This is a genomic window from Oribacterium sp. Sow4_G1_1 (genome assembly GCF_052116105.1).
In the GTDB taxonomy this organism is placed as follows: Bacteria; Bacillota; Clostridia; order Lachnospirales; family Lachnospiraceae; genus Oribacterium.
The window spans coordinates 72352-85614 of the sequence record NZ_JBQKLS010000009.1 but is presented as its reverse complement, the minus strand read 5'-3'; the positions used below and the strand labels follow the sequence as shown (position 1 = coordinate 85614).

Genomic DNA, 13263 nt, shown 5'->3' with positions numbered 1-13263 from the left:
ATGCATTCGGACCATCGTGGTTAGGAGAAGAGACATGGCATTATTTGATTTTTTTGGAAGTAAGCGGAAGGCCGAGGCCGAGCAGAAGATAGAGGAGCAGAAGCAGGAGCAGCATGACGAGGCGGTGGCGCGTCAGCGGGAGGAGCATCCGGAGATGCACTGGCCGGTGATCACGCCGATCAACATGTTCGTGAAGAAGCCGGGCGAGACGCCGGCGGCGGGTTCAGCTGGATCAGGTGCGAACACAGCCGCGGGCAGTGAAAATGCGGCGGCAACGGCGAGCACCGTAAATGCAGGAAATGCTGAGCATACTGCCGAGGCTGCCAACACCGAAAATGCCGGAACGACCGCAGCTTCCGCAGCGACCACTGCGCAGCCGCAGCCGACGATTCTTTCGGATCCGCTGACGCCGGAGCGGAAGGACGAGGTGGGCGCGCTCGTGTATGAGCCGACACTGAAGCCGGATATGCTGAAGGAGCTGAATCTCCAGGAGACGCTTTTCCTCGAGGCGGCCCTTCTCATCGCCCACAAGCAGCATCCGCTTGACAACTACGATCAGAATCGTCAGGTGATCCGTAATCACTTCCTCGACATGGTCCGCGCGCAGGAGAAGATCTATGTGCTCTATGACGCACGCACCGGCTATCCGCTGCTCGACGGCAGCTTCGTCCTCATGTACCTCGACAAAGAGCATGCAGAGATCGCCGCGAAGCTCTATGCAGAGCAGCTCCGCTCCGTGAAAATCATCGAGGTGCCGGGTATGACCGCAGAGCCGGCGCAGCACGACGGTAAGATCCAGATGAAGATTTTCGATTATCTTTTCTTCCTCGGAGCCGAGAACATCGTCATCGACAACGGCTGGTACAAGGGCTTCCTGCGCCGTTCGGAGATCTCCGCGCCGTTCTACATCAACGAGGATCCGGAGAAGATTCCGCCATACAACCCGGCGATTTCCTTCGCCCTCACCGATTACGTCGGCGAGCTCCGCTGGCCGGTACAGTACGGGAAGCGGAAGGAGCTGCTGCAGGCGAAGTTCAACTCCGTCATGAAGCTCGTGCCGAAGGGCACCTACCTCCTGCCCTTCCGTAACCTCGACGAGGATGCGGCCAATGCAGGCGACCCGAACGCAGATGGCGCTGCGGCAGAGCAGCCGGCGACCCCGACCCATGATGGTATGGCGAAGACGACCGATGCCGCTACGGAGTCCGCAGAAGCTGCGAAGAAGAACCATCGCGTGCAGCTTCCGATGGTGACACTGAATGGAAAGAATTTCATGCCGGTCTACACCGACATTTTCGAGTTTTCGAAGAAGTTTGCCAACAGCGGCTTCCGTCCGACACGTGCAGACTTCCAGACGATTTCCCGCTTCATGGGAAATTATGACGGCTTCATCATCAACCCGCAGGGACAGGCGATGGTGATCGAGCGCCAGAAGAACCCGAACCCGGGACAGACACCGGCACAGGGCACGGGCGCAAAGGCCTAAGATAAGTGAACGATCGGAGCCGGGCGAGGGGCAGCATGCCCCGGAAGCGAAGCCGGCTCCGATCTTTGATTCTAAAAGATATGTGATCGCAGACACGGGTCGATCTGACGATGTGCTGCAGAAGAGGAGGGCAGGATGCTGAAACTCTATCTCGTACGCCATGGCGAAACGCTGTGGAATCAGGAAAACAGGGTACTGGGCCGGACCGACATCCCGCTGAACGAACGCGGCATCGCGCAGGCACAGGCACTCGGTACGAAGCTTGCCGACGTGCACTTCGATCATGTCTACTGCTCACCGCTCAGCCGGGCGAAGGAGACGGCGGCACAGATCGTCGCCGCACAGAAGGGCACGGGTACACCGGCACCGGTGGAGGCTGCCGAGCTCATCGAGATGAACTTCGGTATCTGTGAGGGACTGCTGCGGGATTCTGAGGCGTACCGGGTCGAAAAGCATCGCTACTTCGCTCGCTATCCGGAGGGGGAATCCTTCCTCGACATCGCTGCCCGCATCTACCCGTATCTCGAGAAGCTGCGTCGCGAGCACGATGGCGAAACCATCCTCCTCGTGACACATAACGGGATCTGCCGTATGATCACGAGCTATTTCCAGCCGATGTCAAACGAAGGCTTCGAAACCTTCACTCAGGGCAATGCAGAAGAGCAGATCTTCATCATGCCATAGAAAGAAAGGACGCCATTGACTGAATTATCTGAAGAAAATAAAAAGAATACAGCCGCCGGTACAGCAGAAGCACCGAAGTCGCTGCCTGTTTCTGACGTACAGGTAAACGATATGACCGAACAGCCGGCAGGCTCTCCGCCCATGGACGAACAGGAGCAGCAGAATCTACGCCTCGTATCCGAGATTCAGGCGAAGGCCGCGGCAGGTCAGTCCGCCCAGGCAGAGGAGACGGAACTCTTCGAGCGCAACCGCGGACTCGTGATTCACGCCGCACAGAAGTACGAAAAGCTCTTCAACCACACCCTCGGGCTCGATGATCTCGTAAATTCCGGAAGCATTGGCCTGATGACGGCCGCACGCAGCTACGACCCGGCGAAGGGCGCGAAGTTCTCGACCTACGCGACCTACTGGATCCGCGACAGCATCCTGAAGGAGATCTACAACACCGGCTTCAACATCCGGGTCTCGAATCATCAGTTCGAGCGGATCATGAAGGTGCAGGCCATCAAGAAGCGCTACGATCTCGAGCACCTCGAGGGGGATGCCATGATCGACGCCATCGTGCGCGATTCCGGGCTGAGCCGCGAGGAGGTGGAGCGCTGTCTGCAGCTCGATCAGGAGGTACTGCGCCAGACCTCACTGAACACGAAGGTCGGAAACGATGATGGCGAAGCGACGGAGCTCGGCGATATCGCCGTATCGCCGGACAATGTCGAGGACCAGGTGCTCGATGAGCAGCAGATTCAGGAGCTTTATGATTCACTGGATCAGCTCAGCGAGGAGGACCGAAACACCCTCGTGCTCCGCTACGGTCTCTTTAACGGGAAGCGCCACACCCTGAGGGAGATCGCCGAGCTCTACCATGTGAGCCCGGAGGCGATCCGGCAGCGGGAGCAGCACGCGATCAAAACGATCCGAAACGCGATGAGCGGCGAGTAATCCGATATTTCATCAGGAGGGCTTCTATGATTACGATCGATCTCATCACCGGTTTCTTAGGTTCCGGTAAAACGACCTTTATCGAAAAGTACGCGCGCTGGCTCGTCGCGAAGGGCGAGCGTGTCTGCATCCTCGAGAATGACTACGGGGCCATCAACATTGACCGTGTGCTGCTGCAGGATCTCCTCGGCCCAAACTGCGAACTCGAGATGGTGGTCGGCGGCGATGGGGCCGTAGCGCATCAGCGACGTTTCCGCACGAAGCTTATCAGCATGGCGATGCTCGGCTATACCCGCGTCCTCGTGGAGCCGAGTGGGATCTATGATATCGATGAGTTCTTCGACACGCTCTATGAGGAGCCGCTCGACCGCTGGTACGAGGTGGGCTCGGTGCTCACCATCGTCGACGCCCAGCTCGACCCGGACCTCTCGCCTGCGTCCCGCTATCTGCTCGCCTCGGAGGCCGCAGGTGCTGGAAAAATCATCCTCAGTAAGCTGCCCGTCACATTGTCGACACCGAAACACGACAAAGCGCGGCCAGAGGCGAACCGCACTGCGGGTATCGACACTGGTCGCAGAAATGACCGCCGACAGCGCGCGATGACCGCACCGGTCGACAACATTGACCAGCACCCAGAGCGTGCGCAGAACGATGTAATCGCACAGACGCTCGCGATCCTGAATCAGGTGATGGAAGAGGTGCAGTGCGCGCGTCGCTTCGCATATCCCGCCGATGTGCTCGCGAAGCCATGGGATCAGCTCGAGGATAGCGATTTTCAGATGCTGGAGGCCGCCGGTTACCGGCATGTCAGCTTCCTGAAGAAGGCCGTCGCCGAAGAGGATGCGTACCAGTCGCTCTTCTATATGCATTATGAAACCACGCCGGAGGACCTGCAGGCGCGTGTGCTGAAGCTCTTCGCGGATCCCGCTGCCGGCCACGTCCTCCGCATCAAGGGCTTCTCCAGCGGCCTCGAGCTGAATGTCACGAAGGACGAGCGGCATTTCCGCCCACTTTCTGTGCCGACCGAGGACGTCATCATCGTCATCGGAGAAGGCCTCCGAAAGGACATCGTCGCCGGCTACTTCCCGGGTGCCGTCACCATCTGATACCGAAAGCTGAAAACTGACTATTTGAGGAAAGTACGAACTATGTTAAAATAGTTAGTACTTTTTTTGATGCAGTGCAACACAGGCATCTTAATATATGTGAGGGAGGAACGTACGATGGCTTGTACGACGATTTTAGTAGGTAAAAACGCGAGCTATGATGGCTCGACGATGATCGCCCGGAACGATGATTCCGGTGCGGGAAAGTTCACAGCGAAGAAGTGGGTTGTGATGGAGCCGTCCCAGCAGCCGCGGGTATACCGCTCGGTGCTGAGCCATGTGGAGATTCCGCTGCCGGAGAATCCGCTCCGCTATACCGCGATGCCGAACGCCGTGAAGGGGGAGGGCATCTGGGCGGCTGCCGGCGTGAACAGTGAGAACGTCGCGATGACCGCCACTGAGACCATCACCTCGAATGCACGTGTACTCGGTGCTGATCCGCTCGTCACCTTCGAGCCGGGCGATGAGCATACACCGGAGAAGGCCGGCGGGATCGGCGAGGAGGATATCGTCCTCCTGGTCCTTCCGTATATCCACTCTGCTCGCGAGGGCGTCGAGCGTCTCGGCAGCCTGCTCGCGCAGTACGGCACCTATGAGATGAACGGCATCGGCTTCCAGGATGTGAATGAGATCTGGTGGCTCGAGACCATCGGCGGACACCACTGGATGGCACGTCGCGTACCGGATGACCAGTATGTCATCATGCCGAACCAGCTCGGCATCGATCACTTCGATTTCGAGGATGCCCTCGGTGCGCAGAAGGAGTTCATGTGCTCCGCGGATCTCCGTGCGTTCGTGGAGAAGAATCATCTGAATCTGAATCAGGGTGACGCCTTCAATCCACGACTCGCCTTCGGCAGCCACGACGATTCTGACCACACCTACAACACCCCACGTGCCTGGGCGCTGTTCCGTTACTTCAACCCGCGCACGTACCGCTGGGATGGCCCGGACGCAGACTTCACCCCGGTGAGCGACGACCTCCCATGGTCCCTCGTGCCGGAGCATAAGATCACGGTGGAAGAGGTGAAGTGGGCGCTTTCAAACCACTATCAGGGCACCCCGTATGATCCGTATCGGAAGCACGGGGACAAGTCACTCTGCGGCACCTACCGGACCATCGGCATCAACCGTACGAGCTTCATGGCCTGTCTCCAGCTCCGCCCATACGTACCGGCCGATCTTCAGGCGCTCGAGTGGATCTGCTACGGCTCCAACGCATTTAACGCGTTTGTACCATTTTATGCCAATGTTGACGGAACCCCGGCGTATATGAACAGCACCACCGCACAGGTGTCCACCGACAGCTTCTACTGGGCGAGCCGGATGATCGCGGCCCTGTCGGACGCTGCCTACAGCTACACCTCCTCCCACATCGAACGCTACCAGAATAAGGTAGCCATCGCAGGTCACCGCCTGATCCGGGAGTATGACCAGCGCTTCATGGACACGAAGGACACAACGCTCGAGGAGGCCAATGAGGCCATCGCCGAGATGCTTCGGAGAGAAACGGACGACGTGCTGGACAAGGTACTGTATGAGGCCAGCATGCACATGAAGAACGCGTTCGCGCGCTCGGATGCATAAACGTATACGATACAGACTGCCGGAGAGAGCGATTTCTCCGGCAGTGGTATCTCACGTGATGTGACGATGTAACGCAGGAAGCATTGGCCTGAAAAACATGGATTTAAGTAATAGGTAAGGAATGAACGAAGATAGAATTTTCAGAGAAGAACAGGCGCATCTGACGGAGCAGTACGGAAAGCTCGCGCGGATGAAGGAGCAGATGGAGGCCGAGCTCGTCGATCTCCAGCGACAGGCACAGGAGGAGAAGAACACGGTCGCGGATGACCTCCAGTACGACTTCGTCGGCATCGAGGAGTCACAGGAGACGCTGATCGAGTTTGAGACCATGAGCCGTGCCGTCGAGGAGCTCAATATCTCGAGCCGGACGGTATCGATGGGGCTGCAGCGCGTGAACCGCCTGCTGCCGCGTCCGTACTTCGCGCGCATCACCGTGCAGTTCCCGGAGGAGACGGAAGAGGAGAGCTTCTATATCGGCTCTTCCTCGGTGTCAAACGAGCATCATGAGCCGGAGATCATCGACTGGCGAAGCCCGATCGCGGAGGTGTACTACAACCAGGCGCTGGGCGAGACCTCCTATATGGTCGATGGACGTAAGATCCCGGTGGACCTGAAGCTTCGCCGGCAGTTCGATCTGGAGCGCGATGTGCTGAAGGCCTACTTCGACACGAAAATCGCGCTGGAGGATCCACTGCTGATCCACTCGCTTACGAAGAAGCGGAGCGATAAGATGCAGTCCATCACGGAGACGATTCAGAAGGAGCAGAACCTCATCATCCGCTATCCGGACGTGCCGGTGCTGCTCGTGCAGGGCATCGCAGGCTCTGGTAAGACCTCCGTGCTGCTGCAGCGTATCGCGTATCTGTTCTACCGCCGCCGGCATACCCTGCGGCCGAACCAGGTGGCGCTCATCACGCTGAATCCGGTCTTCCAGCAGTACATCGACCACGTGCTGCCGGAGATGGGTGAGGCGAATCCAGTGACCATGACCTGGTCCGACTTCCTCGATGATCTCGGGGTGAAGAGCCTCGGCGAGGCGGATATCACGGAAGCGGATGCGCTGCACCAGATCGATGAGGGCCTGGTGGGCTTCTCTATCGAGGCGAAGCATCTCCACAATATCAATCTGAAGCGTGCACGTGTGCTCGATAAGCAGCAGATTCTCGGTGTGCTTCGCCGCCATAAGGGAACCTCATCCACGACCTGGCTGATCCAGACTGCGGTGGAGGAGCTCGAGGAGCTCGCACGCAGCAACGCGCAGAAGCAGGAAAAGAAGAAGCACGATCAGGGCCTCGACGATCTCTATGACGAGGAGCCGGATGAGAGCCAGATGGGTGGTGTCTATGAGAAGATCCGAAACCTCGACTGGCTCGATATGGAGGCCATCGGTCAGTCGATTCTCGGAAAGGATGATCTGACACCGGCGGAGTTCAGCTACCTCAAGATGACGCTGACCGGCACCTCGGATCGCAACACTCGTTACGTGATCGTCGATGAGGTGCAGGATTATACGGAGGCGCAGCTCATGCTGCTCGCACGCTACTTCCGTAACGCGCACTTCATGTTCCTCGGCGATGAGTTCCAGTCGATCCACAGTGGTACGGCGAGCTTCGCGGATATCCGCCGGATGTTTACGGAGCAGGGTAAGGAGGTGACGGAGCTCTCGCTGATGACGAGCTATCGTTCCTCCCCGGAGATCACGAAGCTCTTCACGAGCCTGCTGCCGCAGGAAATCCGGATCCAGACGAATTCCGTGCAGCGGGAGGGTGTGGAGCCGACGGTGCTGGCCTGCGAAGACCACGAGACTTACGTGGAGGAGCTGCGTCGTGTGATCCGGGAGAACGACCGCACGGAGGGGCTCACGGCGATCGTATGCTGCGACTGGACCGGCATCAATATGATGCGTCGGACACTCGGGGACGACACGCCGCACATCATCCGCTCCTATGAGGCACTGCCGAAGAGTGGTGTGGTGATGATGGAGCTGAAGCTCGCGAAGGGGCTCGAATTCGATACCGTCATCCTGCCGGATGTGTCGGTGCGGGATTATCCGGACCGGGCGCTGTACCGGCACCGGCTGTATACCGCGGAGTCGCGCGCGACGGAGAAGCTGATCATCCTGGCGGATGGGGAGCTGTCGCCGCTGGTTCATGTATAATCACCGGAGGGGAGACATCGAAATCACAGTATAATTCAATGACGGACTCGAAGGGCCGGCAGCTGAAGCACAGTACTACGAGATCGGAAAAATCACAAATCGGGCCCTAAGAACCAGTAGGCTCTCTGCAAACGACTGAGTTTTCTTTATGAAAACTCAGTGTTGCAGAGAGTGCTAAGGAAAAATTACTCCAACTGGTTCTAAGGGCCCGATTTGGATTTATTCACGATCTCTTCGTATGGCTTCAGCTGCCGGTCCTTCGGATCCTGCCTGAACTGTTTTCGATAATTCCCCCTCCGGCATATACACGTCGAATCATATATTGTATTCAACAAACGTCTGTGCTATTATATTTTTATTAACTGAACTATTATGCGAAAACGGAGCGAGAAATGGAAGAGATTCTGGAAGGACTAAATAAAGCGCAGCTGGAGGCGGTGACGTCGACGGAGGGCTTCGTGCGTGTGATCGCGGGGGCGGGATCCGGGAAGACGCGGGCGCTGACGCATCGTTTCGCGTATCTCGTGACGGAGCTCGGGGTGCTGCCGGGAAACATCCTCTGTGTGACCTTCACGAACAAGGCGGCCAACGAGATGCGGCAGCGGATCCATCAGCTGACGGGCGATAATGATACGGGCTATATCAGCACCTTCCATGGTTTCTGTGTGAACATCCTGCAGGAGGACAGCCATGCGATCGGCTATCCGAAGAGCTTCATGGTGCTCGATAACAGCGACATCGATGAGATGCTGAAGATCATCTATGAGGAGCGGGGGCTCACGCTCCGGGATAAGACCTTCGCGAGCGCACGGGATATGTTTGAGATGCGGAAGTGTCTCACGGAGCCGGGCTACTTCCTCGACATGATCGCGCTCCCGATCGATGAGCTGCATGAGAAGTATCTCCAGGCGACCGAGGTGAATGACATCCTCTTTTACGGTTATCTCTACCAGGAGCGGAAAACCTTTGCGGTCGACTACAACGATCTCATCATCCTGAGTCTCTACATCTTCCAGGAGCATCCGGACATCGCGGAGAAGTGGCAGAAGCGTCTCATGTACATCCAGATCGACGAGTTCCAGGACATCGATCCGCTGCAGTACCGGCTCATGGAGGTGCTGTGCGCCTACCACCATAACCTCTTCATCGTGGGCGATCCGGACCAGACCATCTACACCTGGCGCGGTGCGAACGTGAAGTACCTGCTGGACTTTGATCAGCATCATCCGGGCACGCAGACGATCATGATGATGGAGAATTACCGTTCGACGCCGCAGATCCTCCGGGTGGCCAATGCTCTGATCCGGAAGAACAGGAAGCGGATCGAGAAGGAGCTGCTCCCGATGCTTCCCGATGGCGTACCGGTCGTCTGTCATCTCGCAGAGGACAGCACGAAGGAAGCCGAGTGGATGGTGAAAAACATCGAAACCCTGCATCAGATGGGCGTCGCTTATAACGAAATGACGGTCATGTACCGGGCGCACTATGTCACGCGGACGATCGAGGAGGTGCTTCTTCGATCGAAGATTCCGTACACGATCTACTCCGGTGTGCAGTTTTTCGGGCGCATGGAGATCAAGGACGCACTGTGCTATCTGCGCATGATCGTCTATAAGGATGATCTCAGCTTCCGACGCATCGCGAATGTCCCGAAGCGGAATCTCGGTGTGCGCCGTATGAAGTTCCTCGAGGAGTACACGGAGCACCACGGAGGCACACTGTATGACGCCCTCGTGAAGAACCTGGAGCATGAGATCTTCCGGGGCACGAAGGCGCGGGAATTTGTCGCACTCATCGAGAAATATGCGACGATCTATGCAGAGCGGACGATCTCCGAGGTGCTGACGAGCATCCTGCATGAGTCCGGCTACGAGAAGCTGCTGCGCACGGAGGGCGCGCAGGACCGTCTCGATAATCTCGCGGAGCTCAAGCAGGCGGTGTTCTCCTTCGAGACGAGCGCCGGCGAGGAGACGGATCTCGAAGCGTACCTGAAGAGCGTCGCGATGCTCAGCAATATGGATATCGCGGACAGCCACGACCGCGTGAAGCTCATGACGGTCCATACCGCGAAGGGCCTGGAGTTTCCATACGTCTTTCTCTGCAGCATGAGTGAGGGTATCTTCCCGTCGAAGAAGGTGAACACCCTCGAAGGCATGGAAGAGGAGCGGCGCCTCGCGTTCGTCGCGATCACACGTGCCGAAAAGGGACTCTATCTCTCCGAAGCTGCCGGCCGGAATTTCGATGGTTCGCCGCGCTATCCGTCGCGCTTCATCCTGGACATCGACCGGGACCTCCTGCACTTCACCGAGGCACCGAAGGCAGGGCTTCTGAAGGAGGCGGAGAGCTATATCCAGCTGGTCGACAGCCACTTCCGGCGCAGTGACGATGCCGCGGTCTTTCACATTGGCGACCGCATACGACACCGCGCCTTCGGACTCGGTACGATCCAGGAGGTGGACCTCGACCAGTCGGCCTACACGATCCGCTTCGACGACCTCCCGACGGAGCGCCGGCTGAGTCTCCGCGTGAAGATGGAGAAGGTGGAAGAGTGAGTGCCGTAAATTTGTTATAAGTCAAGGCAGGGGATCCGGAGAGGCGGCAAACGAAGCACAGTACTCCGTTTGCCGCCCCTCCGGTCCCCTTCCTAAGCTGTGCTTCGAAATCAAGATATGCTATACTAGAGTAATTCTATCTACAGGAGGAAAATCCATGCTCCAGATCAATACAGCATTTACGAGGGATCCGCAGGCGGATGCCTACATCCGTGACTTCATCAACGATCGGGTGATGTCCCTTCTGATCAACGATATCGAGTGGGCGGCGGGCCAAAGCTATCTCAAGGTGCGACCGGACGATGAGGAATACCAGGAGAACATCCACTTCTACTTCCCGGATCACTATGATCGAGAGGATGGCGCAACGGCGTTTCTGAATCTGCTGAAGGGTGTGAAGTCGAAGGATCCGTTCATCCCGAACATCTACGAGGAGTATGCGCTCCACGCGGCGATCCACAGCTACATCCATAACTGCGAGGATAAGGGACTGAGTCCGGCGCGTCCGATGCCGCAGGAAGCCCGTCAATATGTTATAAATGTACTGAAAAACGAGTACCTCACCGACGAGGAGAAGGATGAGATGGACCCGGATGTCCGGCTCGCCAGCTTCGAGGATATGTATGACTACGACGATTTTCTTACCTTTAATATGGATTATGCGATGCTCGACCATATGACGGAGGAGGAGATCGACGCTGCACGAGAGCCGAAGGACTGATCTGTCCGGCGTTCGTCGAGCAGCTCGTTTATCCGCGCCCTGGGTGCGAGGATGCGGCGGATCCAGATGGGTCGCTGCGGACATATAACAAAATAACGGTATGTTTTGCAAGCCCGGAAAATCGCTGATTCCGGGCTTGCTCTTATCAGAATGGAGAGAGTACGCATGTTTAATCCAGATTATCAGCTGGGCCTTGACACCGCGCTTCTGAAGCAGCGGGATCTGGTTCGTTTTTTCGATATCGACGGGGTGCTGTCGGTGTATGCCTATGGAGCAGATGGTATCAACGCGGTACGCGACGAGGCGTTCGATGCCTTCATGGAAACCCATGACCTCTATCAGTACGCAGCTGCGCCGGTCTTTATAAAAGAGTACATCGAGCAGTATACGACGCCGACGCTGAACTATGTGGTGAGTCAGTCCGGCACCGAGGCGCAGGACCAGCAGAAGCTCGCGTTTCTCAAGCGCTGCTATCCTGGCCTGTTCCCGGAGGACCATATCCTGTTTACACGGAGCGATGTGAAGGCGGAGGCTGTGCGGGAAGCGCTGGAAAAGAACCATCAGGGACTCGAGACACCGCATCTGTTCATCGATGACAGCGCAGGCGTCCTCGATAAGCTGCAGCTCGCCGGCATCCGCGCGGTGCACGTTTCGAGCCTGCTTTTACTTGCGACACTGCGCGAAAACGCATAAAATAGAAGTAAATCAATGCGTGCCGGGCACGTATCGAGTCTGCTTCTGTTTATGGCGCTTCACAGAAGCAGACAAAGGGGATAGAAAAACAGAATATAAAGGGGCGTTCCAGGATGGATGGTGCTATTACCATCCGGGAAGGAGTATGTATGAAGCAGTTACGTGAAGACATTCGTGTGTTAACCCATGCCGCGATCCGGCTCGTGCTGAAGGACGAGCATCATGAGGATGTCGTGATCTACTGTGACCCGTTTCACCTCGTGGAAACCACAGCCGATGCCGATCTCATCCTCGTAACGCATGCGCACTATGACCACTATTCGGTCGAGGATATCGCGAAGGTACGGAAGAGTGGCAGTGAAGCGATCTACCCGGCCTCGATGCGCGGGGAGACCGGGGATTCCGGTATCGACGATGCACAGGAGCATTTTCTCGCATGGAACGAGAGCCTGGATTTCCGTGGCATAAAGATCACCGCTATCCCGGCCTATAATCCGGAGAAGCGCTTCCACCCGGCGGCACAGCAGTGGATCGGCTATCTGCTCGATGATGGTACACGTCGCATCTATATCGCCGGCGATACCGACATCACGCCGGAAGCCGAGGCGGTACGCTGCGATGTCGCGCTGCTTCCGATCGGCGGTACCTATACCATGAACGCACATGAAGCGGCGACACTGGCCGTCATCCTGCGCCCGCAGCTGGTCATCCCGACACACTACGGCTCCGTCGCCGGAGAGCCGGAGGACGAGGAGGTCTTCCGTCAGGCCGTCGGAAAATCCGCACCGATGGTGCATGTCGAGATCCGTATGGAGCGCTACGCGTAAAAAAGTTAAGAATCATCTTAAGAATTTCATAATGAGACATTTCGCTTTTCTTCAAGCACTTCGGAACAGATTCCGTTATGATAAAGATGCTTGAGAAAGACATCAGGCACAATCCTTTTTTAAAACTAAATCCTTTATAATTAATCCCGGTTGCTTCCCGGGATTTTTTATTTTATTTTGTGCAGCACCGAAAAGCAACAGAGCCCAAATGGCCATTTATGGACGATTTGGGCTCTGTTGCTTTTCGGTGGGCAAGACGCGAAGCGTCTCTGCCCAGCTTAATCGAAGCTTCTTGAAAAAAAGCTGAGATGCGCTGCACAACACCTTCGAAAATTTGGGCATAAAAAATGTTATCATATATATAAAATAATTTTTATGCTCTTTCTTCCAAACTGTCTTGTAAAGATTTCTCTTTCCTCATAAAATAGCAAGGCTGTCTAAAAATATCAGCATGTTCATCTGCGCTGCAGATGATCTGTAGCAATATAATTCACACGACTCAGGTCGTCT

The 13263-nt window shown here is 56.6% G+C and carries 10 protein-coding genes; all 10 read left to right on the top strand.

Features of this window, described 5'->3' with window-relative positions:
* Nucleotides 1-34 precede the first annotated feature (34 nt).
* The 10 genes from ACTQ52_RS07290 to ACTQ52_RS07245 all read left to right on the top strand — a co-directional run bounded on the left by ACTQ52_RS07290 (nucleotide 35) and on the right by ACTQ52_RS07245 (nucleotide 12753).
* Nucleotides 35-1486 carry an SseB family protein gene (locus ACTQ52_RS07290; RefSeq protein ID WP_441982202.1) on the top strand — a complete coding sequence of 484 codons (1452 nt, stop codon included), beginning with the start codon at nucleotides 35-37 and terminating at the stop codon, nucleotides 1484-1486.
* A 135-nt stretch (nucleotides 1487-1621) separates the two neighbouring features.
* The gene (locus ACTQ52_RS07285) at nucleotides 1622-2170 is read left to right on the top strand and encodes a histidine phosphatase family protein (protein WP_441982201.1); all 549 of its coding nucleotides are present in this window, start codon (nucleotides 1622-1624) and stop codon (nucleotides 2168-2170) included.
* 15 nt (nucleotides 2171-2185) lie between these two features.
* On the top strand, nucleotides 2186-3109 hold the full coding sequence (locus ACTQ52_RS07280) for a sigma-70 family RNA polymerase sigma factor (protein ID WP_410043997.1): 924 nt from the start codon (nucleotides 2186-2188) through the stop codon (nucleotides 3107-3109).
* A 26-nt stretch (nucleotides 3110-3135) separates the two neighbouring features.
* Nucleotides 3136-4215 (top strand): GTP-binding protein, encoded by a 1080-nt coding sequence (locus ACTQ52_RS07275; protein WP_441982200.1) that lies wholly within the window; start codon nucleotides 3136-3138, stop codon nucleotides 4213-4215.
* Between the two features lie 117 nt (nucleotides 4216-4332).
* Nucleotides 4333-5802: a C69 family dipeptidase gene (locus ACTQ52_RS07270; RefSeq protein WP_441982199.1), complete on the top strand. Its 1470-nt coding sequence runs from the start codon at nucleotides 4333-4335 to the stop codon at nucleotides 5800-5802.
* A 121-nt stretch (nucleotides 5803-5923) separates the two neighbouring features.
* On the top strand, nucleotides 5924-7960 hold the full coding sequence (locus tag ACTQ52_RS07265) for a HelD family protein (RefSeq protein ID WP_441982198.1): 2037 nt from the start codon (nucleotides 5924-5926) through the stop codon (nucleotides 7958-7960).
* 392 nt (nucleotides 7961-8352) lie between these two features.
* Nucleotides 8353-10512: an ATP-dependent helicase gene (locus tag ACTQ52_RS07260; RefSeq protein ID WP_441982197.1), complete on the top strand. Its 2160-nt coding sequence runs from the start codon at nucleotides 8353-8355 to the stop codon at nucleotides 10510-10512.
* Between the two features lie 157 nt (nucleotides 10513-10669).
* Complete coding sequence (locus ACTQ52_RS07255; RefSeq protein ID WP_410044002.1) at nucleotides 10670-11233, top strand: hypothetical protein; 564 nt, start codon at nucleotides 10670-10672, stop codon at nucleotides 11231-11233.
* 165 nt (nucleotides 11234-11398) lie between these two features.
* Nucleotides 11399-11926 carry a hypothetical protein gene (locus ACTQ52_RS07250; protein WP_410044003.1) on the top strand — a complete coding sequence of 176 codons (528 nt, stop codon included), beginning with the start codon at nucleotides 11399-11401 and terminating at the stop codon, nucleotides 11924-11926.
* Between the two features lie 149 nt (nucleotides 11927-12075).
* Nucleotides 12076-12753 carry an MBL fold metallo-hydrolase gene (locus ACTQ52_RS07245; RefSeq protein WP_410044004.1) on the top strand — a complete coding sequence of 226 codons (678 nt, stop codon included), beginning with the start codon at nucleotides 12076-12078 and terminating at the stop codon, nucleotides 12751-12753.
* The last annotated feature ends 510 nt before the right edge of the window (nucleotides 12754-13263 follow it).